This window comes from Butyricimonas muris (assembly GCF_046365375.1).
Taxonomy (GTDB): Bacteria; Bacteroidota; Bacteroidia; order Bacteroidales; family Marinifilaceae; genus Butyricimonas; species Butyricimonas muris.
Window position 1 is genome coordinate 1 of sequence record NZ_JBKEIT010000018.1, and the last position, 26425, is coordinate 26425.

The window sequence follows — 26425 nt, forward strand, 5'->3', positions numbered from 1 at the left end:
CGCACGGGATTATTACTAAATATCTATGGTGATTATTCACTGCAAGGTGGTATATAAATACCTTGATAAAACATCAAGATTTCCTAGAAATAAAGTTTATATTGTTAAACACAAACGACACTGTCGTATTACCTGCCTATATATTAATAAGTTATACTTTATTATGGCTAAATAAAAGTAAGTTTAATAAAGAAAAGACGTTGCCAAACACCCCTCGAAATGGCATAGGCAACGTCCGCTCTTTCTAAGATAAGAAAGGAGGCACGAATGTAAAAAGAAATACTTGAAGTTTGTTTGTGAAAAACAATCATTATTATAAATAAACAAGTCGTACAATATAAAAACTAATGATATGAAATCTATAAATATTTTATTGGCATCCATTACGATGCTTACTTTCATAATTTCTTGTTCAAAAGACGATAAGCTTATTTTAGAAAAGAAAAAAAATACTCATGCACTAATAAAATATCCACAAACCCCTATCGACATAGTGGCGGGTAATACAGACCAATACAACTCAAACTCAAGGGCATTATCCTTCCTTAAAGATAGTTTATGGCCTGAAGCAACTGGCCATACTTTAATATATGAAACAGATGAAATCACATCACTACAAGGGTTAGAAAGATATATTTATTTAGGAGCACTATTAAAAGGAGAGTCTTTAGAAACCCAAAAGTATCAGGCATTAACCAATAAAGTGGAACCTATTACTATTTCATACTCGTTTCCAGCTAAATTTGTAATTGATGAGATAGAAAGACCTTCTCTTTCTGCAATGAGACAATCTATTGTTAACACTATGAATAATAATGGTATGTCCGGGAAACAAATAGTGTCTTTCAGTTATGATATGAATCAATTCACCTATTACGACGAATTGAAGTTAAATTTTGCATCTAATATTAATGTTGCCAGCATTCTCAATATAACTGTAGATGCGGCAAAAGGGAAAATATCTCAAAGAACAGGCTTAATTGCTAAATTTATTCAGAAAAATTTCACAATGGACATGGATATTCCATACGATGGAAATTTACTTTTGAACAACGATGATATAAATTCTCTAACAGGCTATTCCCCTGTTTATATTAGTTCGATAACTTATGGGCGAATGGGAATTATAACTATGGAATCAAATTATAGTTATAATGAAGTTAGGTTAGCAGTAAAAGCTGCATTTGATGCCAAAATAATTAATGGAGATATTAGTATTTCCAGTAATTATAAAAAAATCATAGATGAATCTAATATAAAAATTTATATGGTTGGAGGAGATGGAAGTGGTGTTGCAGAATCTGTTGAAGGATTCGCCGCTTTTAAGAAATATATAATTAATGGAGGTTATTATTCTCCTGAGGTTCCAGGCGTTCCTATTGCTTTTACCGCAAGTTATTTAATTGATAATTCTCCTGTTTACACAAAATTTAGGATTAATATTCCAAAATAGAATTTTCAAGAATGAATTTATACACAAAATCGAAAAGATATGAAAAATATACTATTTATATCCATTATATCACTATTATTTTTTAGTGCTTGTGAAAAACACTCGTTGGAGATTAATGATAATAATCCTGCATTTAATCTTCCTAAATTCCCCGAGGAAATAATTAATGTTAATACTCATAACTATATGCCAGAAATGGCAATAGAAAAGTGGGAAAATGGTAATATAAAACCCTTTGGACAAAATAATCTTTCTCGTGCAACAGAGATTCTCAAAGATAGCTTGTGGAAAAATGACTTCGGAAGGACTATTTATGCTCAAGCAGACGAATCAATAATCTTGCCAAATCTTCAAAAATATATTTTCCCGGGTTCTTTGTTAAAGGGGAATACAATTTCTGATTGTAACTACACTCCAATTAGCACAACGATTAATCCAATAACTGTCTCTGTGTCATTTCCTGCTAAAAAAGTTGTGGGAACTATTGAAAAACCCTCACTATCTGCTACGAGAAGTTTTGTAAATGATGTTTTGCAACAAGAAGGAATTGGCTCCCAGAATTCATCACTAAATTTTAATATCGATCAATTTACTTCTTACGACGAGTTAAGGATGGCATTTGGCTCCAATGCAAAAACTAGTGCATTATTTTTTAGCAACACTTCATCTTCTTCAGAGAAAGTACAAAAGATATCTAAAAAAACAGGTTTATATGTAAGATTTGTTCAGCGCAATTTTACTATAGACATGGATATTCCGTCATCAGGAAGTTTAATTAACGGTCATTTAACTTCGGAGCAGACAGGTGGGTATTCTCCCGTGTATGCGGCATCTATTACTTATGGGAGAATGGGGATATTGGCAATAGAAACGGATTATACATATACAGAAGCACACAAGATTATCGAGCAAGCCTTTAAAACAATTTTCTACAAGAAATCAAGTACATTAACGGACGAAGCGAAGCGCATGTTGAGTTCAGCTACTATGCGAGTTTATCTAATAGGAGGGGACGGACAATCAGGCGCACAGACAGTAAACGGATATCAAGATTTTATTCGCCATATATCCGAAGGAGGTACATTTAATTCTATGACTCCAGGAGTTCCGATTTATTGTAGCTTTGCTTATTTAAGTGATAACGCACCTGTAAAGATTAAATTTAAAATTAATGTTTCGTCTGATCCTGTTTATGCAAGGATCGAGTACCGAAACATGGATGGAAAACCTTGGAGTAATTATAGACAAGGTTGGAAAAATGGAGATGTATATATTGCTTTCTATTCAGATTTAGCAGCAACAACTCGAACCGAACCCGCTTCTTTTATTAAATTTAAATACAGACAAGTTTATCGCTACCAACGTTGTCAAGATGCTAAATGGGATGATCTAATTGATGATGAATTTAAAGTTGAAGAAGAAGGTTTTATACAAAATACATATAAAGAGAATTCCATATTATTATTCAAACAAATGTGTTTACAACTTGAAGAAAACTATGACCCAGATGTTCTATTTGGTCAATATACTTGGTTCAAAGAATGGGGATGTCAATTAACTGAAGGGGATTATTACAAAATATTAAAACCTATCGCTTTGGATTCAAGATACAAATATGATGTTTGGCCAGAAGAAAACTATTAGTAATTAAATTTGTTCAATGAAAAGCTGTTTCCCATAATGGAAACAGCTTCTTAAACTAAAAGATATGAATAGATTATTCTTTGTTATAATTTTAATAAAAATAGGACTAAGCGCTTGTCACAACAATCTTGAGCACGAAGACCCTATAATAAAGATTGACTCCACGAATTTATCTGAAATAGTTTGGAGTGATTATCTTCCCTCCTCGCTGCTGCTAATGCACGATAGCCTTTGGCCAGATCAAAAAGGACATAGTCTTTTTGTACAAAGTGAAAAATTATTTGTAATCCCAAATAACGAAGTAAATATCTATATCGGAGCAATTATTGATAGCAATTTAAAACAATTTCCAAATGTGAAAGTAGTGGATAATGTAGATTGCAATTCAATTTCTTTATCATTTAGTACCAACAAAAAATGCTATCATTACTCTCAAATACCATCAAAAGAAAACATGAACTTGATAATAAAGGATTATCAACGAGAAAATGATAGTCAACAAATTGTATCATTCAAATATGATAATGGTTTTAGATATAATTCTTATAAAGAACTTTTTTTGCAATTTTCCTATTTGGGAATACACCTAGATAGTATATTAACAGGAGAAAGGTACGATAAAATTTCCATGAGCAAAAAGAATGGGATCGCCATCGTTTTAGAACGCGAATTGTTTAGTCTTGACATGGACATCCCTTCAACTCCTTTGAATTTTGCAGAAGAGAACAAGGATGAACATGTATATATATCATCAATAATGTTTGGAGATCTTAAAATAATGTTGATTGAAGCTGATTTATCTCTTAGTGAGATGAACACTTTTATTGGTTCAATAAAAAATAAAAACAATTTAACTGTTAAGGAACAGAATGTTATAAAAGATTGGAATATATCCATAATAGATATAAATTCAAAGGAAATAAAAAAAACAGGAGATCTGAATAATCCAATATATTGGTTTTATAATAAACTTTTAAATACGAATATTCACGCAGTCCCTATTTATGCAACTTTTGCTAATTGTAATGATCATAGCCCTTGCAATGTATCTTTTAGCATAGCATTGCCATAAATTCACTAGAATAACAAGATAAAAGGCAAAAACTTTATTCATTATTGGAGACTTAATTTACTTATTGATCAAGATATCTTTTCTTTGTAGAATATAAAAAATGGATTAAATCTTCCCGCTCTCGAATTTTCACGGAATGTTTTGGAGTTCAAAGTTTTTTGTGTAATTTTGCCCCTCATTTTGGAGTGGAATGCTCGAAAATTCGCGAGGAATACCTTAGCCATGCTCCCCGTGAAGCTTCGGATTCCGTTGAAAGCTAAAAGTTTGCCCGATAAACCTCGTTATTTTCAACCGGAAAAAAGAACGCCAGAGCGTCCATGAAGAAATACAAACAGAAGTTTAATTAATAATTTAAAAAGAAGTGGATCAGATTAGTTACAAAACAACTTTCGTCAACAAAGCCACCGCGCAAAAAGAGTGGATTGTGATTGACGCTGAGAATCAAGTTGTGGGTCGTCTTGCCGCTAAAGTTGCGAAACTATTGAGAGGCAAATACAAACCCAGCTACACCCCGCACGTGGATTGCGGTGACAATGTTATCATTGTAAACGTGGAGAAAGTAATCTTCACCGGAAAGAAAATGACCGATAAAGAATATCGGAGACACACGCAGTATCCCGGAGGACAACGTATTTCAACTCCCGCACAAGAGATGGTTCGTTTCCCCGAGAGAATACTCGAGCATGCGGTAAGAGGTATGCTCCCCAAAAACCGCCTTGGTAGAGCTGTATTCAAGAACATGCACCTGTTCGTGGGACCGGAGCACAATCATGAGTCACAACAGCCTAAAGTAATTGATATAAATACACTTAAATAACAAGGTATGGAAGTAGTAAATGCAGTAGGTAGAAGAAAAACAGCGGTAGCCCGCGTCTATCTTAACGAAGGAAAAGGCAATATTACAATCAACAAAAAGAGCTTGGAAGAGTATTTCACGTTGCCTACCCTCCAGTATGTAGTGAAACAACCGCTTGAATTATTAGGCGTTGCCGGACAATACGATATCAAAGTAAACCTTGTTGGAGGCGGTTTTAACGGACAGGCAGAAGCTTTACGCTTGGGTATTGCCAGAGCATTGGTGAAAATCAACGCGGAAGACAAATCCAAACTGAGAGCGGCAGGCTTCATGACCAGAGACCCGCGCGAAGTTGAGCGTAAGAAACCGGGACGTCCGGGCGCACGTAAGAGATTCCAGTTCTCTAAACGTTAATCAGAGTTTAGTATCTAAATTGGCGGGACTTCTCGAGAGAACTACCCGGCGATTGATAAAATTTAAGAATGTAAACTTTAAAAATGACACAAATGTCAAATACGAATTTCGACGAATTATTAAATGCAGGTTGTCACTTCGGACACCTTACCCGTAAATGGAATCCTAAAATGGCTCCGTATATCTTCATGGAGCGTAATGATATCCACATTATTGACCTGAACAAAACCGCTATCATGTTGGACAAGGCAAGTGCAGCCTTGAAACAAATAGCCAAGTCAGGCAGAAGAATTCTGTTTGTTGCAACAAAGAAACAGGCTAAGGACATTGTTGCTGAAAAAATTTCAAATATCAATATGCCGTTCGTGACTGAAAGATGGCCGGGCGGAATGTTGACCAACTTCCCGACTATCCGTAAGGCCGTGAAGAAAATGACCACCATTGACAAAATGGAAAAAGACGGTACTTTCTCTCACCTTTCAAAACGGGAAAGACTCCAGATATCTCGTCAAAGAGCAAAATTGGAAAAGAACTTGGGCAGCATCGCTGACCTGACCCGTCTTCCGGCCGCTCTTTTCGTGGTTGACGTGATGAAGGAATATATCGCGGTAAAAGAAGCCAACACGCTTGGTATCCCGGTATTCGCTATCGTGGACACGAACTCAAGCCCCGAGGGAATTGATTTCGTAATCCCGGCAAATGACGACGCTTCTACTTCTATCTCTTTGATTATCGACAAAGTAGCGGGAGCCATCAAAGAAGGCTTGAGCGAAAGAAAAGCGGAGCGAGAGAAAGAAGGCGACAAGAAAGGCGCCGACAGAGCGGAAGCTCAAGAGGAAGTGGTAGAGGAAAAGGCCGCTACTGAAGAATAAATTAATTTTAGATTTTAGATTTTGGATTTTAGATTGAAATCATTCCAAGTTTTTGATTCAAACTCCATAATCTAAAATCTTCAACGAACAATTGAAATTTATAAGAATATGGAAATAAAAGCAGCAGACGTGATGAAGTTGCGTAAAGCAACAAACGCCGGAATGATGGACTGCAAACACGCGCTCCAAGAGGCCGAAGGTGATTTCGACAAAGCCGTTGATATCATCCGCAAGAAAGGTCTTGTTGTGGCAAGCAAACGTGCAGACAGAGATGCAAAAGAAGGTTGCGTTTTAGCCAAAACCGACGGGAAGAATGCAGTTATGGTTTCATTAAACTGCGAAACCGACTTCGTTGCCAAAAATGAAGGATTTATCGGTTTCACGACTCGCATCCTTGACGCCGCTTTAGCCAATATGCCCGCCACCACGGAGGATTTGTTAGCTATCCAACTGGACGGTAGAAGCATCGCTGACCAGATTGCAGAACAAACCGGAGTTATCGGCGAGAAACTGGAATTAAGCTACTACGGTTGCTTGAAAGCAGAAGATTGCGTTGTTTACATTCACCCGGGAAACATGTTGGCTACCGTTGTCGGTTTCAATAAAACGGCTGACGCCCAAGTGATGAAAAACATCGCCATGCAAGTAGCGGCTATGGCTCCTGTTGCTGTAGACAAAGACGGTATCCCACAGAATATCATTGACCATGAATTCGAAATCGGTCGCGAGAAAGCTCGTGAAGAGGGTAAACCGGAAAACATGTTGGAGAAAATCGCTCAAGGTCGCTTGAACAAATTCTTCCAAGAGTCTACTTTGCTGAACCAAGTTTTCGAGCAAGACGGTAAAATGTCTGTAAGAGATTACTTGAAGAGTGTTGACAAAGATTTGACCGTTACTTCATTCTTGCGTTACACGCTGAATGTTTGATAAGCGACAAATCACTCGAAATAAGAAACAGGCTTAGCGATAAGCCTGTTTTTTTTACCCTTATCGTGGCATGATTCCCGCGCGTTCGGTTTGGATTTTCAAAAGACATGACACGTACTTGGAAGCATGGAAACATAGCAGAAACAGGAAGCCTTTACCTCGAGAGGAACTCGACAAGAGAAAAATCATTTGCCAGCTTCTTTCTTTTCCAGAATCGTCACGTAGCGCACGAATTTCGGGGAATAACGTTTCTTGTCCGATTTGGGGCGGGTGTTGTTGTCGTACATGTCGATAAAATGCAGGTTTACCCGTTCTGCCATGCCGGGAGGTAATATTTCCGCGGCGGGTTTGCCGGAAACCAACACGATAGGGAGAGAGTCCAGCAGGGTGGTGTCGTTCTCGATGTCCCAAGGTAAGATGCGACGTCCCGCCTCGTACACCAATTCAATCCGTAATTCCTCGTCCGACGGGTAATAAAAAGGGATATGATTCACTTCCTCGATTTCCCGCACTGCCGAGATGCTCTTGATTTCGGTGTTATTGAACATATTGGCGACACGAGGCATAAGCAGTGTTTCCACTAAAATCAGCAATAACACGACTCCCGTGAAGACTTTCATCGATTTCATCCTTACCCCTCCCGCGAAAATAGAATAAGCGGCAACAAGGAAAAGGACGGTAACAATGATAAAGAGTGTCTGTCCCATCTGCCCTTTGGTGTAAAACAAAAAGTATATCGCCACGGGCATCCCGAGGGCTATCAATGCCGGAAGGAACGCGTTTACTCGGAAGACGACACGGTCGCCGGCGGTAAGCTTTTTCTCTTTCGTGGCTACAAATATATACACCACGTAATGCGCCACGACCATGGAGGCAGGGATGAGTATCGGCAGGAGATAACGGGTTTTCTTCTCCGGGAAAAGGGAGAGCAATACCAAGGTCACTAAGGTCCATACCACGGCAAAGGCGTATTCCTTTTTCATTGTCACTTTCCGTTTCAGCCAAGGCCAACACAATCCGGTCAACAGGAATAACGACCATATACCGGATTCCGCGAAGAATTGCCAATAATAATACCACGGGCGGACATTTCTCTCCATCCACGCCGTCGATTCTTTTGCCCACACGAACATGGTCATGTCCTTGTGGAATATAATCAGATACAAGTACCACCAGAAGCTAACCGCGGCAAAGACCAGCAGCATGACCACTATCGGCAATCCCTTTCTCTTGAACGACGGACGGTACACGGCAATATAGCTAATCAGGAAAGGAAGCAATAAGGCGTAAAAGGCTACCGGACCTTTCCCGAGGAAGGACAACCCGAGGAATGTTCCCGCCCATATAAACATACCCCAGCTTGTTCGCCGACTGACAATTCCTTTATAAAAGAAGAGTATCGCACCCAGCATAAAACTATGGCAATAGATGTCCCATGTCGCCACGCGTCCCGCCATGATGACATTGAAGCACGTCGCCAATACCACCGCGGAGAGTAATCCCAACATCCGATTGCCGCTTAACGCGGAAGCGAAGAAATAAAGGAAAAATACCATCAAAGTTGCCATGATTCCGGCAGCAGCCCGTTGCATAGAGATATTGTCCGGTTGAAGATATTCTATTCCCGCTGCCACCCAAGTAGGCAGGGGCGGCTTTTCCAAACGCAATTCCCCGTTCATGGTGGGAACCAACCAATTGTCGTACTCTATCATCTCGTGAGCCGTAACCAAGTTACGGGACTCCATAATATCTTCATAAACAGCCCCGTTATTCACGAAAAAAGCGAAACAACAAACGATAAGAATAAAGAGGTAATGTATATAGTTTCTCTGCATAATCTTTTTGAATTACACTTGCGTTTAAGACGCAAATTTATAACAATAAAATTATTTTATATTGTATCCTACCTAAATTATCAAACAAAGGGGGCAAAACGCTTTTTGCACAGATAATTCAAAATCTAATATTGCTTTTACGATAAAGTTGATTTATCTTTGCCGCCTAAAATCAATTTAGTTTATGAAAAAAATATTTGTATTCTTTTTACTCTCTGTATCAGGTATATTGAGTGTGTGTGCTCAAGAAAAAAACACGATTAATTTATCGGGAGAAGCACGAGTTGATTATCACCATAACTTGGGTTCCGCCCCTGCATCCGAGAACGGTTTCCGGGGAAGTATGGTTAATTTGAAAATAAACGGCTCGTTCGGCGAGGGATTTTCCTACGCTTACCGCCAACGATTGAACAAGGCTAACACGGAAAGTTCTTTTTTTAATTCTATCGATTACGTTTATCTCAATTACGCGATTAATAAAAACTGGAGCCTTTCCGCGGGAAAACAAATCGTGGGTATCGGCGGATACGAGTATGACCTTGCCCCTATCGATATTTATACTTTATCCGAGTTCTGTAACAATATTTCCTGTTATCAATTCGGGGCGAGTGCATCCTACGCGCTTGACAATAACAAGGATTTGTTCACGCTTCAATTGTGCCAATCTCCATTCCAGATTGAAGGGAACCGGGATATTTACGCTTTAAATTTCGTGTGGTACGGGAACCGGGATTGCTGGAACACGATTTATTCCGCGAACTTGGTCGAGTATTTACCTCACAAGTTTATCGGTTATCTCGCTCTAGGAAACCAATTCAAATCGGGCAAAACCACTTTCAATATCGATTTGATGGGTCGCACCACGGGCGCACAAGTGAAAGACGGTGATTTATTCAAGGATTTCTCTATTATAGGGAGTATCACGCAAGAGATTGGGGAACACGTGATTTTACGGGTAAATGCCTCTCACGATGTGAACAAGAACAAGAGTGCAGGTGATTTGTGCGTGCTTCCCGGTACGGAAATCACGAACGTGGGCGGCGGTATCGAGGTATTTCCCGTGCGTACCCGCGATGTGCGGTTGCACGCTTATTATTCCTATTACGCGGGCCGTAACGCTTCCGGGACTTTACAACCCGATGACATGCAGCTTAGCGTGGGTTTAACTTGGAGAATTAATTTCATTAAAAAATAACTCAACCCTCTATTTATTAATCCTGTAAAAACATGAAGAAATTTATTCCCACCGGGATTCCATGCCTAATTATCGTGGTTGGAATTTTTTATTACATCGCGTCCGTGATGGAAATCCCGCACATGCTCAACACAATCATGAATACCGCTCATGATTTATTATTGAATACGGTCTTCTATTTAATGGGAATCTGTGTCATCACGGGTGCCCTAGGACGTATTTTCGTGGAGTTCGGTGTCGTGAAACTTTTGGAAAAAATCTTGCGTCCTTTGATGAAGCCTTTGTTCAATTTACCGGGAACTGCCTCATTGGGAGCCGTGTTGACATTCTTGTCGGATAATCCCGCTATTATTTCTCTGGCAAAAGATGTTCGTTTCGGCAGTTACTTCAAGAAATACCAATTGATATCTCTTACCAATTTCGGAACCGCTTTCGGCATGGGATTGCTTGTTATCGTTTTCATGATTGGTCAAGGGTATTACTCCGCACCTTTCATCGGTTTGTTCGGGGCGTTTTGCGGCTGTATAGTTTCCACCCGCCTTATGCAACGTTTCATCCTGAAATCGCATCCCCATTTCAAAGATGAAAGCGCGATAACTGAAATCGTGGAAGTGGAGGAAAATACGGATAATTCGAATAAAACTCTTTTCTTGCGAATTTTGGACGCTTTGCTTGACGGGGGACGCTCGGGAGTAGATATCGGTATCGCCATTATCCCGGGGGTATTGGTTATCTCCACGTTCGTGATGATATTAACTTTCGGACCGTCCGCGGAAGGATACACCGGAGCCGCTTATCAAGGAACGGAACTTCTTCCCTATCTGGCGGGTAAAGTAAATATTCTTTTCGAGTGGCTTTTCGGTTTCGAGGACCCACACCTTGTTGCATTCCCCATCACAGCCCTTGGAGCGGTAGGCGCAGCCCTAGGTCTTGTACCTAATTTCGCAGCTCAAGGCTGGATTGACGGTAACGCTATTGCCGTGTTTACCGCTATCGGTATGTGCTGGAGCGGTTATTTAAGTACCCATACCGCTATGCTGGATTCTCTGGGATTCCGCCAGCTAACATCAAAGGCCATCGTCGCACACACTGTCGGCGGACTTGTTGCCGGTGTTATCGCGCATTGGGTTTATGTACTTTTCCAATTATTGTAATATGAAAAGCTAACGAAAAGGTTGTGAGAACCTTTTCGTTAGCTTTCCCGTAACACGTATATTACTTACGCGAACAGACATGAAAAATATAAAGCCGTATCCATATTTTTTGTTATTCGCCTTGGTTTTACCCGTGTTGTTGTTTCGGGATTTTACGCCCAACAACGAGTTAAAATACTTGAGCATCGCGGACGAGGCTTTACGAGAGGGGCATTTCTTCACTTTCTATAACCAAGGAGAAGTATACGCGGATAAACCACCCTTGTATTTCTGGTTTATCATGCTGTGTAAATGGATTTTCGGCGAATATCACATGCTGGTGCTTTCCCTGTTTTCAATCATCCCGGCACTGGTTTCCATTCACGTGATGAACAAATGGGTGGAAGAGGATACCACTCCCCGGTCAAGGTGGAACGCTTCATTGATGCTTTACACGAGCGCGTTCTTTATCGGCTCCGGGCTTGTGTTGCGCATGGATATGCTGATGTGCATGTTTATCTTGCTGGCTTTGTACACGTTCTACAAACAATATTCCGGCAAAGGACGACCGATTGACCGTTTTTTGCTACCAGTTTATATCTTCTTGGCTATTTTCTCGAAAGGGCCTGTCGGTTTTATCGTTCCCGTCGTTTCAATCACGGTATTCCTAATCGTGAAAAAAGAAATCCGGCAGTTCGGGCGTTATCTGGGATGGAGCGAGTGGGGTATTCTTCTGGGGTTATGTGCCATATGGTTCGGGTGCGTGTATATAGAAGGCGGAAACGCCTATCTCAATAACCTGCTTTTTAACCAGACCGTCAACCGGGCTATTGATTCATTCCATCATAAAGAGGCATTCTGGTATTACGGAATCACAATTTGGTACTCTATTGCCCCTTGGTCACTTTTATATATGGCAACCATCATTATTGCCCTCCGTAAAAAACTGCTCACCACGGACAAGGAGAAGTTTTTCCTGACCGTAATCGTTTCGTCTTTCGTGCTTTTATCCATGTTCAGCGCGAAGCTCGATATTTATATGTTACCCTTGTTCCCGTTTTTCACTTATCTGACTGTATTGTTGCTCCCTAAAATAAAAGAAAAACGGATTGCTTTCGCGGTATATATCCCGGTCGTCGCGTTCATGATTGCCCCCGTTGTCGCTTTGGCAATCCATAACAAGTTCGAGTACCCGCACTCCATATTTATTTTCATGGCGATAGGAGTACTGTTCGTCTTCAGTCTATTCGCTTTCTCGCTGCTACTGAAGAAAAAATTATACCAAGCGATAAACACTGCCGCTCTAGGGATATTGGGGACATTGTTTGTCGGGGGCTTTGCCCTGCCGCAGCTCAATTCAAATATAGGATTATCCGAAATGGCTGAAAAAGCTCATGAAATTTGCGAAGAGGAAGATATCGACCACTATTATTACTACCGTTTCCGTAGCGGGGAAAATATGGATGTTTATCTACATGAAGACCCGATAAAGATATCGGACGAGGATTCTTTGTTCAAGGTGTACGAGCAAGGGGATTGCATGATTTTCCTAAAAGAACGGGATGTGGCTCGTTCAGAAGCTATAATGACATGGCTTGAAACCGTACATTACGAGAAAATAGGAATCTTTTATCTGGTACACCCGTCACAAGGCGAACAATTAGCAACTACCCTTGCGGGAGAGCCAAATGTTGCGACCGTAAGCCAGTAAACCCGTGGATTGCCCAAGTATCAAGACCGGGTCGTGCCGATAAATGGCGTATGAAACAATAATCAATGAACCGAATAAGCTGATTACCCAGAAACCAAGCGGGAGAAGGGATTCGTCTTTGCGCTTGGAATAAATCCACTGGTAAACGAAACGGAGGGTAAATATAATCTGCCCCATCGAACCATAGAGCAATAACCACAAAGGAATTTTCTCGTTCCGGAAGAACTGGTCGACAAACGCGCTCGCGTCTTCTATCATGTAAATGATTGCCGCAACGGGCGTAAGCAAAAGCACTGTACGCAAAACCAGAGGCAACCATTTCCACTGGTGTTTTTTGTTCAGGTTCCAGATGTAAATATAATAGGATATGATTTGTCCGAAAATAATAGCGAAGTCATCCCTCAACCAGCCATAGATGAATAACAGATAAGAACCCAATATGCTCAATTGCCAGAATATCGCCGGGGAGATTACTTTTTTAGCCCGCTCGGACAATATCCATTGCAGTAATATCCGGGCGGAAAAGAAAATTTGAGCGAGAAATCCGACAACGTAAATCATAGATTGTTTTCAGCCACTTGATAGTTAATATAACGTTTCCTCATCCAACGGTAAGCAAAACAATCTTTGAAAGGACCGACCAAGCGGTTAGCCAAGTTATATTTTGATTTTCCGGCGATACGCGGGAAATGGCGCACGGGAACTTGTTTTACCCGCCCGTGCTGCAACTGTATCAGTGCCGGCAGGAAACGATGCATCCCGGTAAAGAAAGGAATCCGTTTCGCATAATCGGTGCGCAACACTTTCAACGGGCATCCGGTATCCTCCACCCCGTCATGCGTCATCATTCGGCGGAACCCGTTGGCGATACGGGAAGACATATTTTTGACGAAACTGTCTTTCCGTCCGGTACGGATGCCCATCACCATCTCGAACTCGTCCGCGTGTTCCAACAGGCTATTAAAATCCTCGGGTGTCGTTTGCAAATCGGCATCGATGTATCCCACCCACTTGGAAAAAGAATTGTCTATCCCCGCTTTCATGGCAGCACTCAATCCCCCGTTTTTAGCGAGATTCAAAAAGAAAAATCCCTCGTTTCTACCGCAAACCTCCCGGATAAGGCGTTCACTATCATCTTTCGAGCCGTCGTTTACAAACAATACACAAGAAGTAGCCTTGGCTGTCTTTAAAAACTCCCCCAACTCTTTCTCTAATCTTAGGATGTTCCCCTCCTCGTTATACACTGGCACTATGACTGTTAGATCGTAATTAGCGGTTCTGTTCATCTGCGGTGAAATTTATATTCTCAAATTAAATTATAGTTATAACAAAAATTCATTAGTTTTGTTGTTGCGTTTTAGCGAAGAAACTAAGTTTTTTGTTATAAAATTTAAACAAACAAAGATATGCAATATAACCGAATTTTGTTAAAACTCAGCGGAGAATCTTTAATGGGCGGTCAAAAATATGGTATCGACACCACGTGTTTGGAGAGTTATGCCCGTCAAATACATGAAATTGCAAAAATGGGAGTCCAAGCAGGGATTGTTATCGGTGGCGGCAATATTTTCAGGGGACTGAGTGGTACAAATAAGGGTTTCGACCGGGTAAAAGGCGACAGCATGGGTATGTTGGCAACCGTAATCAACAGCTTGGCTTTAAGTTCGGCTTTAGACAACGAGGGATGTAAAAACAAAGTACTCACAGCTATCCGCATGGAACCTATCGGGGAATTCTACTCGAAAGCAAAAGCCATGGAATATTTGAAAGAAGGGTATGTCACTATCATGAGTGCCGGAACGGGTAACCCGTATTTCACAACCGACACGGCGAGCAGCCTGCGTGCCATCGAGATAGAGGCGGATGCCATGTTCAAAGGTACCCGCGTAGACGGTATTTATACTGCCGACCCGGAGAAAGACCCGACAGCAACCAAATTCGATAAAATTACCTATGACGAGATATACAACCGGGGACTAAAGGTGATGGACCTGACGGCGACGACCATGTGTAAAGAAAATCATTTACCGATTATCGTTTTCAACATGGACCAACCGGGTAACTTGAAAAAAGTCATTTCGGGCGAAAATATCGGAACAATCGTGTATTAATAATTGAAAATTGAAAATTGAAAAATTGGAAATGAAGGGAGAAAACCTTCAGACTTTTTTCAATGGTTAATTATGAACGAAGAAAAAAGAATATTAGATACGATAAACTCTCCCGATGATTTGAAGAAGGTGCCGGAAGATGACCTGATTCAATTGTGTCGGGAATTACGCGAGAAAATCATTGACGAGTGTTCGGAACACCCCGGACATTTCGGGGCCGGATTGGGGGTTGTCGAGCTTACCGTGGCATTGCACTACGTGTTCGATACCCCGTACGATAATATCGTGTGGGACGTGGGACATCAAGCTTACCCCCACAAGATTCTTACCGGGAGAAGGGATAACTTCTGCACGAACCGGCAGTACAAGGGACTCAGCGGGTTTCCCAAAAGAAGCGAAAGCGAATATGACGCTTTCGGGACGGGACACTCCTCGACCTCGATTTCCGCTGCGCTGGGAATGGCCGTGGCAGCAAAAATGAACGGGGAGGAAGACCGCCTATCGGTGGCAATTATCGGGGACGGTGCGATGACCGGGGGACTGGCTTTCGAGGGATTGAATAACGCGGGTATTAATAATGCCAACCTGTTGGTTATCCTCAACGACAACAACATGGCAATTGACCCCAACGTGGGCGGAATGAATGAATACCTTCTCGATATCACGACTTCCAAAACATATAACAAACTGAAAGAAGATATCTGGAATATTCTCGGGCGCATCAATAAAATCAGCCCGGGAGCCCGAAACTTCATCCAGAAAATAGATAATAGCGTCAAATCATTGATGCTACGCCAGAGCAACTTGTTCGAGGCTCTGGGATTCCGGTATTTCGGCCCCGTGGACGGGCATGATGTCAACCACTTGGTCAAGGTTCTCCGTGATCTGAAACAAATCAAAGGCCCTAAACTTCTCCACTGTATCACAGTCAAGGGGAAAGGGTTCAAACAAGCCGAGATAGACCAAACGACTTGGCACGCACCGGGGAAATTCAATAAAGAAACCGGGGAAATCATCAAAGAATGCAAGGAAAATACTCCGCCCAAATTCCAGGATGTTTTCGGTCATACCATACTGGAATTGGCTCATACCAATCCCAAAATCGTGGGAATTACTCCCGCCATGCCATCGGGTTGCTCGTTAAATATCATGATGAAAGAGATGCCCGATCGCTGTTTTGATGTCGGCATCGCCGAACAACACGCCGTTACGTTCTCGGCAGGATTGGCGGCACAGGGGTACGTGCCTTTCTGTAATATCTATTCTTCTTTCATGCAACGAGCATACGATCAAGTAATACACGACGTGGCATTGCAAAAACTTAACGTCGTTTTCTGTCTTGACCGGGGAGGATTGGTCGGGGCTGACGGGGCTACACACCACGGCGTTTTTGACCTTGCCAGCTTCCGTTGTATCCCGAACCTGACAATAGCCTCTCCCCTCAACGAGGAAGAATTACGCGATATGATGTACACGGCTCAATTGCCGGACAAAGGACCTTTCTCCATTCGCTACCCGCGAGGTAACGGGACAATGGTCAAGTGGCGTACCCCGTTCAAGGAATTGCCTATCGGGCAAGGACGTTGTATTATTGAAGGCGAGGATGTTGCCATCGTATCCATCGGAGCTATCGGGAACGAGGCTCTCAAAGCTATTGAAAAGGGAACGGGGCGTTCGGTTGCCTTCTATGATATGCGATTCCTCAAACCTCTGGATGAAAAATTACTCCATTCAATATTTCATAAATTCAAAAAAATCATTACCTTAGAGGACGGAACAATCGTGGGCGGACTGGGTAGTGCCGTGCTTGAATTTATGTCTGATCACGGGTATTCCGCCAAGGTTGTGCGCTTGGGTGTTCCGGATCAGTTCGTGGAACACGGTACACAACAACAGTTATACCGTGAATGTGGTTATGATTGCGAATCTATATTCCGGGCAATTTGTTCGATATAAAAGGAAAGCATGAAAGAAGAGGCTCCAATACCAAAATTATCGGAATGTATTAGCAAATTCAAGCTAACATTTAAAGGTGTGCCTGACGAGTACCTCGAAACATTATTCACGGATGACACGGTAAAATTCTATAAAAAAGGCGAATACATCTATAAAGAAGGTTCTCGCATTAAAGGATGTTATTTTCTTTTTTCAGGTGTCGTGAAAATCTTCCAAACCGGAATTACCGGAAAAGAGCAAATTATTCGTTTCGGGAAAGAGAGCGAAATGTTCGGATTTCGTTCTGTCATCCGTAATGAATTAGCTTGTACCTCGGTGGAAACTTTATCCGACTGTATATTGTGTTATATCTCTTATACATCGTTGACACACATGATGAAACACAGTTCGGATTTCGCTTATGAAATGATGCAAATCGCCTGCAAGGAACTGGAAGAAGCTAATCGTCATATCCGTGATATCGCTCAAAAATCGGTAAAAGCCCGGCTGGCAGAAATACTCTTGCTTATCGCTTCCGATTTCGGTGTTGAAGAAGACGGGACTTTACGACTGAATATCACCCGCGAAGACTTGAGTAATTTCGTGGGAACCGCTACCGAAACACTGATCCGACTGCTCTCCGATTTGAAGAACGAGGGACTGGTAGAAGCTAAAGGAAGGAAAATAAAATTATTAGATCATGATAAATTAAAAAGATTGGCTGATTGATTTAAAATCATTCAATATGTCTATCTTTGTGCAAGATAAATTTAAACTCGAATAACTTATGCCACAGATTTCAGAAAAAGGGATGGCGATGCCTTCTTCGCCGATTCGCAAATTGGTTCCGTTCGCGGATAAAGCAAAAGAAAGAGGGATTAAAGTGTACCACTTGAATATCGGTCAACCGGATATTCAAACCCCGGAGGTCGCTTTGGAAGCTTTAAAACACTGTAACGAGAAGGTGATTGAATATACCCATTCTGCCGGAAATCTTTCCTACAGAAAAAAATTAGCCAAATATTACCAGAATATTGGTATCAATATCGACGAAACGAATATCATGATAACTACCGGAGGTTCCGAAGCTATCACGATAGCTTTCATGTCCACGTTGAACCCGGGTGACGAGGTGATTATCCCCGAACCGTTCTACGCCAATTATAACGCTTTTGCTCTTATGTGCGGCGTAAAGGTGAAGACGGTTACCTCTTCTATCGAAACAAACTTCGCTTTGCCCCCGATTGCAGAGATCGAGAAAGTAATTACTCCCCGCACGAAAGGTATCGTGATAGTGAACCCGAATAACCCGACGGGATACTTGTATTCCAAGGAAGAACTGGAACAACTTGCTACCATCGTGAAGAAACATGATCTTTACCTGTACGCTGACGAGGTGTATCGTGAATTCTGCTATGACGGATACAAACATTTCTCCACGATGCAATTGCAAGGCATCGAACAGAACGTGATCCTGTTGGATTCTGTTTCCAAGAGATACAGCGAGTGCGGTCTTCGCGTGGGTGCTTTGGTTACCCGCAACAAAGAGGTTATGACGGCTGCCTTGAAATTCGGTATGGCTCGTTTGTGCGCCCCGGCAATCGGTCAGATTGTTGCCGAAGCATCACTTGATACCCCCGCCGAATATTTTGAAAGCGTGTACAACGAATACATCGAAAGACGTGATTTCATGGTTGAAGCCCTCAATAAAATGCCGGGAGTTATTTGCCCGAAACCGAGAGGAGCTTTCTATGCCGTGGTAAAATTACCCGTTGACGATGCAGACAAATTCGCACAATGGTTGCTCGAGGATTTCGAGTACAACAAGCAAACCGTTATGGTAGCTCCCGCGAGCGGATTTTACTCTACCCCGGGACTCGGTAAAGACGAGGTAAGAATTGCTTACGTGTTGAAGATTGAAGACCTCAAGGGTGCCATGGAAACATTAGCAAAGGCTCTTGAAGTTTATCCCGGTAGAAAATAAGCAAGGCGTGCTTTGGCACACCTTCTAGTTCATAAGGTCTGTAAAGTCTATAAAGTCAAAGGTCCTTAGACCCTTGTTCTGTGACCTTACAGACCTTATAGACTTTATGGACCTTACAGACTTCATAAACTGCATCCGGCAAAACGACTTTAAAGACTCATTTTTCGACCATAACTTTACAGAAAATAAGGCGTTTCACTCATTTAGACCGAATATAAGCTTATCAGACACACTTTTATAAAACATTTTATCTATATTTGCCACGTGATTTCTAATTTTAAAATTACGACATGACATCGGATTCCCAATTTAATAGTATCAGACCCTACATGGGGGAAGAGATTCCAGCCGCCGTGGAGCGACTGAGCCAAGCAGAAGAGTTTTTGGCACTTTTTTCCCAAATGACAAGGATTGATAAGACTAAAATACAAGAGCAACTGAAAGGTATCACTACCAGAAAAGAGTTTCAGGAACGTTTTTTCGGTCCCACGATGAAGCGTTTGATAGCAGGAACGACCGACGGGGTGACAGCAACGGGGTTAGAATATATCGAACCGGGTAAAAGTTATCTCTTCGTTTCAAATCATCGGGATATTATCCTCGACTCGGCAATACTCAACGTATTGCTATCAGAGCGGGGGTGCCACTATTGCGAAGCGGCTATCGGCAGCAACTTGTTAATCAACAAATGGGTGACCGATCTCGTGAAGCTGGATGCCTGCTTTATCATAGAGCGGGGACTTCCCGTGCGTGACATGATTACCAGTGCGAATATGCGTTCTCATTATTTGCGTGACGTCATTCACGAGAATGAGGATTCCGTGTGGATTGCTCAAAAAGAAGGAAGAACCAAAAACGGGGATGACCGCACGCAACACAGTTTGCTGAAAATGTTCCGCATGAGTGGTCCGAAAGGTTTCGTGGAGAATTTCCGTGAATTACGGGTTGTGCCTGTATCCATCTCCTACGAGTGGGAACCTTGTGATGATCTGAAAACCGACGAATTATATCAAAAGACTGTCGGTGAATATATCAAGACTCCCGCCGCGGATATGAGAAGTATGCAACAAGGTCTGTCCGGATACAAGGGACGGGTGCATTTTGCCATCACACCCCCGATTGACCATGAACTGGAAGAAATTGATGCCAAGGACAATAACGGCGACCGTATCGCTGAACTGGCAACGCTTATCGATTCCAGAATACAAGGTAACTTCAAATTGTGGGAGAATAATTACGTCGCTTACGACTTACTTCACGGCACGAACAAGTTCACCTCCAAATACAGCGAGAAGGAAAAAGATAATTTCATCCGCGTGATGACTGAAAAGTTGGATAAACTCGAGGGAAACCGTTCCGTGCTGAATAACATTTTCCTCGAAATCTACGCTAACCCGGTTAAAAATGCTTTAGAAAGACATATATGCGAATAGCCAGATATTTGCTGATACTAGCAGCATTCCTTATTATGATATCCAGTACGATTAGTCTTTTTGCTCCGCAAAATAGTCGTACTGCCGTGTACGTGAACGTGGGCGCCATGGCAGCACTCGCTGTTGCCGTCGGAGTCATCAATTTCAAGAATACCCCGAGAAATAACATGTAATGTACAAGTTCAAACGCAATATACATCTCAAAGACCGCTCGGTGGAAATGTGGTTCGGGTTGACCAGTAAAAGCCGCAATCAACATAGTAATTTTACTCTTTACGTTCTCACGGAAGGTCCTGATAAGCCTTTTAGCTATGCAGAGCCTATCAAGAGCGGCATCCCATCCAAAAAGGAAGCCGAACGTTACGCGATTACCTATGCCAAAAACCTTCTGATACAACTCATCGAACGGGAAAAAGAAGAAAAAAAAGCACAAGAAGGAGAAAACGAGCTATTATAATACTAAAGATATGATTTCCGATAGAAAAGTCAGAGTAAGATTTGCTCCCAGCCCCACCGGAGCCCTTCACTTGGGTGGTGTAAGAACAGCCCTCTTTAATTACCTTTTTGCCCGCCATAACGGGGGTGATTTCCTGTTAAGAATCGAGGATACTGACCAAACCCGCTACGTACCGGGAGCCGAAGAATACATCATCGAATCATTGAAATGGTGCGGATTGACCGTGGACGAGGGTGTAGGTGCAGGGGGAGAATATGGACCTTATCGCCAAAGCGAGCGTAAACCGCTTTACAAACAATATGCCCTCCAACTCGTGGAGTCGGGCAACGCATACTATTCGTTCGACAGTGCCGACGAGTTGAACGCACAACGTGCAGCACATGAGGCAAAAGGGGAAACATTCATGTATAATGCCGCCACCCGCAAGCACATGAAGAATTCACTCAACATGAGCGCGGACGAAGTAAAAACCCTTTTGGATAGCGGTGCAAATTACGTGATTCGCTTCAAGATGCCGGAAAACGAAGATTTGCTATTACACGATATTATCCGGGGAGAAGTACATTTCAATACCTCTCTTCTGGACGACAAAGTACTGTTTAAAGCAGACGGAATGCCCACGTACCATTTGGCAAACATCGTGGACGATCATCTGATGAAGATTTCGCACGTGATCCGCGGTGAAGAATGGTTACCCTCCCTCCCGCTACACGTACTCCTGTACCGGGCTTTCGGTTGGGAAGATACCATGCCGGAGTTCGCGCATCTGCCGTTGATTCTGAAACCCGTCGGCAACGGGAAACTCAGCAAACGTGACGGTAACAAAATGGGCTTCCCCGTGTTCCCCATGGAATTTACCGATCCGGAAACCGGTGAAAAATGGCACGGCTACAAGGAAGACGGTTATCTGCCCGATGCCTTTATCAATATGCTTGCCCTATTGGGCTGGAATCCCGGCACGGAGCAAGAAATATTTTCTCTGTCCGAATTGTGCGAGCAATTCACGCTGGAACGCGTAAATAAATCAGGCGCCCGCTTCAACCCGGATAAGGCAAAATGGTTTAATCACAAGTACCTCGTGGAAAAGAGCGATGCCGATTTGGCTGTCATATTAAATGAATTACTTGCAAAGGACGGTATTTCTTACGATATGAAGAAACTGGAGAAGATTTGCCATTTACTGAAAGAAAGAGCAAACTTCGTGGCAGATATTTACAATTCGTCACAGTATTTCTACAAAGCCCCGCAAAGTTATGACGAAAAAGGGGTGAAAAAATTCTGGAAAGAAGGAACACCCGCACTGATGCAAGAGCTAGTCGGAGTACTGGAAAACGTACAAGACTTTACCTCCCCCAACACGGAAGAAGCCGTGAGGGAATGGGTTACGGCAAAAGAAATGGGTTTCGGTAAGGTTATGAGTCCGTTCCGATTGGCTATTATCGGTGCCGCCGATGGTCCTCATTTATTTGACATTATTGAAATTTTAGGGAAAGAAGAAACTTTAACACGACTTCACCGTATTATAGATATATTGCGATAACTCTATTAAACAAAAACCAAAAACTAAAAGTTGGAAAAGATCACACTGACCCTTTCTAACTTTTAGTTTTTAATACCGAAACGCATGGATATCTCTTGGAATAACGTGTTGCTGGCTTTCACGCTAACTTTATTTGCCGGACTATCGACCGGAATTGGTAGTGCCATTGCTTTTCTGACGAAGAAAACGAACAAGAAATTCCTGTCCCTCTCGCTGGGATTCAGCGCAGGAGTGATGATATACGTCTCTTTCGTGGAGTTGTTTCCTACCGCTAAAGAATCCATCGAGGAAGTGTACGACGGCAAGATTGCCGATATTATCACGGCTATCGCTTTCTTTTGCGGCATGGGACTTATTGCCGTTATCGACAAATTGATTCCTTCCTACGAGAACCCGCACGAGGTAAAATCCGTCGAGAGCATGGCGCAACAACCTCATGACAAGAAATTAATGCGCATGGGGATATTCTCGGCTCTCGCCATCGGTATCCACAACTTCCCGGAAGGTCTGGCTACTTTTATTGCCGGACTGTCTAACCCGGAAATAGCATACCCGATCGCATTCGCTATCGCCATTCACAATATCCCGGAAGGGATTGCCGTATCGGTTCCCATATTCTTTGCCACGGGCAACCGAAAAAAAGCATTCAAACTGTCTTTTCTTTCCGGCTTGTCCGAGCCCCTCGGAGCTATTATCGGCTTCGTTCTAATCTATTTCTTCATCGGGATTAATGCCGTTGTCCTTGGCGTTCTGTTTGCCCTTGTAGCAGGCATCATGGTATTCATCTCTCTTGACGAACTTCTCCCTACCGCCAAAGAATACGGCGCACATCATTTGTCTATTTACGGACTCGTTACCGGAATGGGGCTTATGGCTTTTAGCCTGTTACTGTTCTAAAGATAAAGGCTCGATTTAACCGAGCCTTTATCTTTAGAATTTATTCCGATGAATTTTACTTTCATCGTATTTATCTTTCGCTTTTTGCGGACCATCGGGATAACCGACAGGAATGATACAAAGCGGCACAAATTGTTCGGGCATAGCCGTGTATTTCCGAACAACCCCGATGCGATCCTCGTAAGGATAAGCCGCCGTCCATACAGCTCCCAACCCGAGAGCCTCAGCAGCCAAGAGAATATTCTGCGTTACTGCCGAACAGTCCACGTACCAATAAGAAGAACGAGTAGAATCACCACAAACGACAATAGCCATCGGTGCTTGTGCCAACATTTTGGCATAAGGCAGACTTGCAGCCATCGAATCAAGCGCTGCCCGATCGGTTACCACGACAAATTCCCACGGACGTCTGTCCATCCCGGAAGGTGCAGCCATTCCCGCCTTCAACATAGCGGTAATCTTCTCTTCCTCTACTTCTTTCTTCAAATACTTGCGTACACTCTTGCGTGCCGCGATATTTTCCAAAACAGCCTTGGTCTTCAAAACCGGATCATCTTGTTGTTTCGCGTCTCCCATACATGATGTTTTTAAAAATACAATCACCAATACTACGGCAAGCAGAACGTAAAAGGTATTAAATTTCTTCATTTTCTTCTTCATTTATTTTTTCAATAACGCTTCTATCCGCTGGCGATAAGCCTTTGCACCTTCTTTCACGTTCTCGGCTCCGGCAGGTGTCGCCACGCCATAGACCACGTGAGGCGTTTGCCAGACCATGCCCGAGTGATTAGCCGTCAACTGGTAAGGACGCAATAACTCGTCCATCGTAAAATGATTCCTGCCTCCGGAACGATACGCCTCGTATTCCGAACCCGTTGTCGTGGCCACCATTAACGGTTTCCCTTTCACCACCTCGGTTTGTGCCAAGGGCGTGAAAATCTCATCCAACCACTTTTTCAACTGTGAAGGCGCACTCGCCCAATAAAACGGGAATTGAAACACAACCGCTTTCGCCTCCGATAAAATTTTCTTGTGCGCCTCGGCGTCAAAAGACTTGGCGTACAAATCCAGAATTACCACTCCCGGAATATCTTTCACGGCATCAATCAATGCCTTATTCGCCTGTGACTCCTTGAAATTTGGGTGAGCCAACAAGATCACTACATTTCCTGAATTCTTTGCTTTTTCCATTTTCTCTGCATTTAAAGCACCCGCGGAAAAAATAACCGCAAGTATTAATACAATTGTTTTCATAAGCTTAATTTACAGTTTGCAACTTCGAATATACGAAAAAAACGGTTTCCCCCCTTAAACTTCTTACAAAATAAAAGATACTTGCAAATCCATATTTAAATTCAATATCGGGAATGTTTCCGGTTAAACGACTATTCATTTTTATAAATGTAACCGAATTTTAAAAATTACGTAAGAAATATAGCATTTATTGTCACAACAAATGAAAAACATATAATATTACATTATCATGAAGACAGCGAAATACGTACTTGCACTAGACCAAGGGACAACCTCCTCCCGCGCCGTGCTTTTCAACCATGACGGAAATATTGTCGCCATGTCACAGAAACCAATCGAACAACACTTCCCTCACCCGGGTTGGGTGGAACACGATCCTAGCGAAATCTGGTACACGCAATCCTCCGTGGCCGCCGAAGTTATCGCCAAAGCAGACCTCACGGGACTGGACGTGGCTTGTATAGGTATCACAAACCAACGTGAAACCACGATCATTTGGGACAGGGAAACCTCTATGCCCGTCTATCGCGCCATCGTATGGCAAGACAGGCGTACTGCCGATATCTGCCGGGAATTGCAAGAAAACGGATATACTGAAATGATCCGGGAGAAAACGGGATTACTGATTGATGCTTATTTCTCCGCCACAAAAATCAAATGGATTCTCGATAATGTCGAAGGTGTACGTGAACGGGCTGAAAAAGGAAAGTTGTGTTTCGGTACGGTAGACAGTTGGCTCGTGTGGAAGTTCACGCACGGACGGGTACACGTGACGGATGTCAGCAATGCTTCCCGCACGATGCTGTTCAATATTCACACGTTGCAATGGGATAAAGAGTTACTGGAACTTTTCGACATTCCCGAAGCTATACTTCCGGAAGTAAAAAGCAGCAGCGAAGTCTATTCGGAAACCAGTACAACTTTGTTCTCGACGAAAATCCCGATCTCCGGAATAGCCGGCGACCAACAATCCGCCCTCTTCGGGCAACTCTGCCTTGAACCGGGAATGACGAAAACGACATACGGTACCGGATGTTTTATGGTCATGAATACCGGAAGCGAAGTCGTAAAATCGGAAAACAACCTGTTAAGCACCATCGCGTGGAAAATCGGTGACTCCGTTACTTACGCCTTGGAAGGAAGTGTATTCGTGGGGGGAGCAGCCATCCAATGGCTACGGGACGGGATGCAACTGCTCAGGACTGCCTCGGAAAGTGAGGCTCTCGCAACATCCGTTCAAGATAACGGGGGAGTTTATTTTGTTCCCGCTCTCACGGGAATGGGTGCCCCTTACTGGGATCAATACGCCAGAGGTGCCATTCTCGGAATCACACGAGGAACAACTCCCGCACATATTGCCCGGGCAACACTGGAAGGAATTGCATTCCAAGTGTACGATATTTTAAAAGCCATGGAGCATGACACTCACCGCCAATCTCTCGAATTACGGGTAGACGGAGGTGCTGTTGCCAACAATTTCCTGATGCAATTCCAAAGTGACATCAACAGAACACACGTGGTTCGCCCCCAGATTCTGGAAACAACAGCTCTCGGTGCGGCTTATCTCGCCGGATTGGCAATCGGTTTCTGGCGTGACACGGAAGAACTGCGCAAACAATGGAACATCAACAAGGAGTTCTCCCCTGTTGCGACAGAAGAAGAGGTCGACAAACTCCTTCACATGTGGCATAAAGCTATCGAAAGAGCCCGTAACTGGGAAGAACTGTAAAACGATAATCACAAATCTAAAATCATAAATTCT

The 26425-nt window shown here is 42.8% G+C and carries 25 protein-coding genes; 20 read left to right on the forward strand and 5 right to left on the reverse strand.

Features of this window, described 5'->3' with window-relative positions; genetic code table 11:
• Window positions 1–352: 352 nt before the first annotated feature.
• The 7 genes from ACK8P8_RS21670 to tsf all read left to right on the forward strand — a co-directional run bounded on the left by ACK8P8_RS21670 (window position 353) and on the right by tsf (window position 7178).
• A complete protein-coding gene (locus ACK8P8_RS21670) occupies window positions 353–1453 on the forward strand; it encodes a thiol-activated cytolysin family protein (protein ID WP_255301926.1) in 1101 nt (366 codons plus the stop codon).
• A 39-nt stretch (window positions 1454–1492) separates the two neighbouring features.
• Entirely contained in the window at window positions 1493–3097 is a 1605-nt protein-coding gene (locus ACK8P8_RS21675; protein WP_410026318.1) for a thiol-activated cytolysin family protein, read from the forward strand.
• 64 nt (window positions 3098–3161) lie between these two features.
• Entirely contained in the window at window positions 3162–4169 is a 1008-nt protein-coding gene (locus tag ACK8P8_RS21680; RefSeq protein WP_303178158.1) for a hypothetical protein, read from the forward strand.
• Between the two features lie 361 nt (window positions 4170–4530).
• A complete protein-coding gene (gene rplM / locus ACK8P8_RS21685) occupies window positions 4531–4986 on the forward strand; it encodes a 50S ribosomal protein L13 (RefSeq protein ID WP_099291320.1) in 456 nt (151 codons plus the stop codon).
• Between the two features lie 6 nt (window positions 4987–4992).
• Window positions 4993–5379, forward strand: a complete 387-nt coding sequence (rpsI, locus tag ACK8P8_RS21690; RefSeq protein WP_099291321.1) for a 30S ribosomal protein S9 — start codon at window positions 4993–4995, stop codon at window positions 5377–5379.
• Window positions 5380–5471: 92 nt separating this feature from the next.
• Window positions 5472–6251, forward strand: a complete 780-nt coding sequence (rpsB, locus tag ACK8P8_RS21695; protein WP_099291322.1) for a 30S ribosomal protein S2 — start codon at window positions 5472–5474, stop codon at window positions 6249–6251.
• A gap of 108 nt (window positions 6252–6359) precedes the next feature.
• Window positions 6360–7178, forward strand: a complete 819-nt coding sequence (gene tsf / locus ACK8P8_RS21700) for a translation elongation factor Ts (protein WP_099291323.1) — start codon at window positions 6360–6362, stop codon at window positions 7176–7178.
• 185 nt (window positions 7179–7363) lie between these two features.
• On the opposite strand, the gene ACK8P8_RS21705 is transcribed toward tsf, so the two are convergent.
• Entirely contained in the window at window positions 7364–9013 is a 1650-nt protein-coding gene (locus tag ACK8P8_RS21705) for an ArnT family glycosyltransferase (protein ID WP_369861157.1), read from the reverse strand.
• 184 nt (window positions 9014–9197) lie between these two features.
• Between ACK8P8_RS21705 and ACK8P8_RS21710 the strand changes: the two genes are divergently transcribed.
• The 3 genes from ACK8P8_RS21710 (at window position 9198) to ACK8P8_RS21720 (ending at window position 13052) form a co-directional block, all read left to right on the forward strand.
• Window positions 9198–10208, forward strand: a complete 1011-nt coding sequence (locus ACK8P8_RS21710; protein ID WP_369861156.1) for a porin — start codon at window positions 9198–9200, stop codon at window positions 10206–10208.
• 32 nt (window positions 10209–10240) lie between these two features.
• Window positions 10241–11362 (forward strand): nucleoside recognition domain-containing protein, encoded by a 1122-nt coding sequence (locus ACK8P8_RS21715; protein WP_099291327.1) that lies wholly within the window; start codon window positions 10241–10243, stop codon window positions 11360–11362.
• A gap of 79 nt (window positions 11363–11441) precedes the next feature.
• The gene (locus tag ACK8P8_RS21720) at window positions 11442–13052 is read left to right on the forward strand and encodes an ArnT family glycosyltransferase (RefSeq protein WP_369861155.1); all 1611 of its coding nucleotides are present in this window, start codon (window positions 11442–11444) and stop codon (window positions 13050–13052) included.
• Here ACK8P8_RS21720 and ACK8P8_RS21725 read toward each other — a convergent pair.
• Window positions 13002–13613 carry a lipid-A-disaccharide synthase N-terminal domain-containing protein gene (locus tag ACK8P8_RS21725; protein ID WP_186974874.1) on the reverse strand — a complete coding sequence of 204 codons (612 nt, stop codon included), beginning with the start codon at window positions 13611–13613 and terminating at the stop codon, window positions 13002–13004. The genes ACK8P8_RS21720 and ACK8P8_RS21725 overlap by 51 nt on opposite strands.
• Complete coding sequence (locus ACK8P8_RS21730; protein WP_303178149.1) at window positions 13610–14338, reverse strand: glycosyltransferase; 729 nt, start codon at window positions 14336–14338, stop codon at window positions 13610–13612. The genes ACK8P8_RS21725 and ACK8P8_RS21730 overlap by 4 nt, the downstream gene beginning before the upstream one ends.
• Window positions 14339–14458: 120 nt before the next feature.
• Between ACK8P8_RS21730 and pyrH the strand changes: the two genes are divergently transcribed.
• The 9 genes from pyrH to zupT all read left to right on the forward strand — a co-directional run bounded on the left by pyrH (window position 14459) and on the right by zupT (window position 23409).
• Window positions 14459–15163, forward strand: coding sequence for a UMP kinase (gene pyrH, locus ACK8P8_RS21735; protein ID WP_369861154.1), 705 nt, complete (start codon window positions 14459–14461; stop codon window positions 15161–15163).
• A 72-nt stretch (window positions 15164–15235) separates the two neighbouring features.
• A complete protein-coding gene (gene dxs, locus ACK8P8_RS21740; RefSeq protein ID WP_227216942.1) occupies window positions 15236–17119 on the forward strand; it encodes a 1-deoxy-D-xylulose-5-phosphate synthase in 1884 nt (627 codons plus the stop codon).
• A 9-nt stretch (window positions 17120–17128) separates the two neighbouring features.
• Entirely contained in the window at window positions 17129–17827 is a 699-nt protein-coding gene (locus ACK8P8_RS21745) for a Crp/Fnr family transcriptional regulator (RefSeq protein ID WP_099291333.1), read from the forward strand.
• Window positions 17828–17885: 58 nt separating this feature from the next.
• Complete coding sequence (locus ACK8P8_RS21750) at window positions 17886–19082, forward strand: pyridoxal phosphate-dependent aminotransferase (protein WP_099291334.1); 1197 nt, start codon at window positions 17886–17888, stop codon at window positions 19080–19082.
• A gap of 290 nt (window positions 19083–19372) precedes the next feature.
• Entirely contained in the window at window positions 19373–20515 is a 1143-nt protein-coding gene (locus ACK8P8_RS21755; RefSeq protein WP_099291335.1) for a 1-acyl-sn-glycerol-3-phosphate acyltransferase, read from the forward strand.
• Complete coding sequence (locus tag ACK8P8_RS21760; protein ID WP_099291336.1) at window positions 20506–20688, forward strand: hypothetical protein; 183 nt, start codon at window positions 20506–20508, stop codon at window positions 20686–20688. The genes ACK8P8_RS21755 and ACK8P8_RS21760 overlap by 10 nt, the downstream gene beginning before the upstream one ends.
• On the forward strand, window positions 20688–20972 hold the full coding sequence (locus tag ACK8P8_RS21765; protein ID WP_369861153.1) for a hypothetical protein: 285 nt from the start codon (window positions 20688–20690) through the stop codon (window positions 20970–20972). The genes ACK8P8_RS21760 and ACK8P8_RS21765 overlap by 1 nt, the downstream gene beginning before the upstream one ends.
• Before the next feature lie 10 nt (window positions 20973–20982).
• Window positions 20983–22512, forward strand: a complete 1530-nt coding sequence (gene gltX, locus ACK8P8_RS21770; RefSeq protein ID WP_099291338.1) for a glutamate--tRNA ligase — start codon at window positions 20983–20985, stop codon at window positions 22510–22512.
• Window positions 22513–22596: 84 nt separating this feature from the next.
• Window positions 22597–23409 (forward strand): zinc transporter ZupT, encoded by an 813-nt coding sequence (gene zupT, locus ACK8P8_RS21775; RefSeq protein WP_186974881.1) that lies wholly within the window; start codon window positions 22597–22599, stop codon window positions 23407–23409.
• 33 nt (window positions 23410–23442) lie between these two features.
• Here zupT and ACK8P8_RS21780 read toward each other — a convergent pair whose 3' ends face one another.
• Window positions 23443–24057 carry a nitroreductase family protein gene (locus tag ACK8P8_RS21780; RefSeq protein ID WP_227216941.1) on the reverse strand — a complete coding sequence of 205 codons (615 nt, stop codon included), beginning with the start codon at window positions 24055–24057 and terminating at the stop codon, window positions 23443–23445.
• Between the two features lie 12 nt (window positions 24058–24069).
• Window positions 24070–24600, reverse strand: coding sequence for an NAD(P)H-dependent oxidoreductase (locus ACK8P8_RS21785; protein ID WP_369861160.1), 531 nt, complete (start codon window positions 24598–24600; stop codon window positions 24070–24072).
• Between the two features lie 292 nt (window positions 24601–24892).
• Between ACK8P8_RS21785 and glpK the strand changes: the two genes are divergently transcribed.
• Window positions 24893–26392 (forward strand): glycerol kinase GlpK, encoded by a 1500-nt coding sequence (gene glpK / locus ACK8P8_RS21790; RefSeq protein ID WP_099291340.1) that lies wholly within the window; start codon window positions 24893–24895, stop codon window positions 26390–26392.
• Window positions 26393–26425: the final 33 nt, after the last annotated feature.

Coding starts and splice junctions, on each gene's coding strand:
- pyrH (WP_369861154.1), top strand. CDS start 14,459: ATGCAATATAACCGAATTTTGTTAAAACTCAGCGGAGAATCTTTAATG.
- rpsI (WP_099291321.1), top strand. CDS start 4,993: ATGGAAGTAGTAAATGCAGTAGGTAGAAGAAAAACAGCGGTAGCCCGC.
- ACK8P8_RS21680 (WP_303178158.1), top strand. CDS start 3,162: ATGAATAGATTATTCTTTGTTATAATTTTAATAAAAATAGGACTAAGC.
- ACK8P8_RS21750 (WP_099291334.1), top strand. CDS start 17,886: ATGCCACAGATTTCAGAAAAAGGGATGGCGATGCCTTCTTCGCCGATT.
- ACK8P8_RS21670 (WP_255301926.1), top strand. CDS start 353: ATGAAATCTATAAATATTTTATTGGCATCCATTACGATGCTTACTTTC.
- ACK8P8_RS21765 (WP_369861153.1), top strand. CDS start 20,688: ATGTACAAGTTCAAACGCAATATACATCTCAAAGACCGCTCGGTGGAA.
- glpK (WP_099291340.1), top strand. CDS start 24,893: ATGAAGACAGCGAAATACGTACTTGCACTAGACCAAGGGACAACCTCC.
- ACK8P8_RS21715 (WP_099291327.1), top strand. CDS start 10,241: ATGAAGAAATTTATTCCCACCGGGATTCCATGCCTAATTATCGTGGTT.
- rpsB (WP_099291322.1), top strand. CDS start 5,472: ATGTCAAATACGAATTTCGACGAATTATTAAATGCAGGTTGTCACTTC.
- dxs (WP_227216942.1), top strand. CDS start 15,236: ATGAACGAAGAAAAAAGAATATTAGATACGATAAACTCTCCCGATGAT.
- ACK8P8_RS21705 (WP_369861157.1), bottom strand. CDS start 9,013: ATGCAGAGAAACTATATACATTACCTCTTTATTCTTATCGTTTGTTGT.
- ACK8P8_RS21720 (WP_369861155.1), top strand. CDS start 11,442: ATGAAAAATATAAAGCCGTATCCATATTTTTTGTTATTCGCCTTGGTT.
- gltX (WP_099291338.1), top strand. CDS start 20,983: ATGATTTCCGATAGAAAAGTCAGAGTAAGATTTGCTCCCAGCCCCACC.
- ACK8P8_RS21780 (WP_227216941.1), bottom strand. CDS start 24,057: ATGAAGAAATTTAATACCTTTTACGTTCTGCTTGCCGTAGTATTGGTG.
- ACK8P8_RS21730 (WP_303178149.1), bottom strand. CDS start 14,338: ATGAACAGAACCGCTAATTACGATCTAACAGTCATAGTGCCAGTGTAT.
- ACK8P8_RS21760 (WP_099291336.1), top strand. CDS start 20,506: ATGCGAATAGCCAGATATTTGCTGATACTAGCAGCATTCCTTATTATG.
- ACK8P8_RS21755 (WP_099291335.1), top strand. CDS start 19,373: ATGACATCGGATTCCCAATTTAATAGTATCAGACCCTACATGGGGGAA.
- zupT (WP_186974881.1), top strand. CDS start 22,597: ATGGATATCTCTTGGAATAACGTGTTGCTGGCTTTCACGCTAACTTTA.
- ACK8P8_RS21725 (WP_186974874.1), bottom strand. CDS start 13,613: ATGATTTACGTTGTCGGATTTCTCGCTCAAATTTTCTTTTCCGCCCGG.
- ACK8P8_RS21785 (WP_369861160.1), bottom strand. CDS start 24,600: ATGGAAAAAGCAAAGAATTCAGGAAATGTAGTGATCTTGTTGGCTCAC.
- ACK8P8_RS21745 (WP_099291333.1), top strand. CDS start 17,129: ATGAAAGAAGAGGCTCCAATACCAAAATTATCGGAATGTATTAGCAAA.
- ACK8P8_RS21710 (WP_369861156.1), top strand. CDS start 9,198: ATGAAAAAAATATTTGTATTCTTTTTACTCTCTGTATCAGGTATATTG.
- ACK8P8_RS21675 (WP_410026318.1), top strand. CDS start 1,493: ATGAAAAATATACTATTTATATCCATTATATCACTATTATTTTTTAGT.
- tsf (WP_099291323.1), top strand. CDS start 6,360: ATGGAAATAAAAGCAGCAGACGTGATGAAGTTGCGTAAAGCAACAAAC.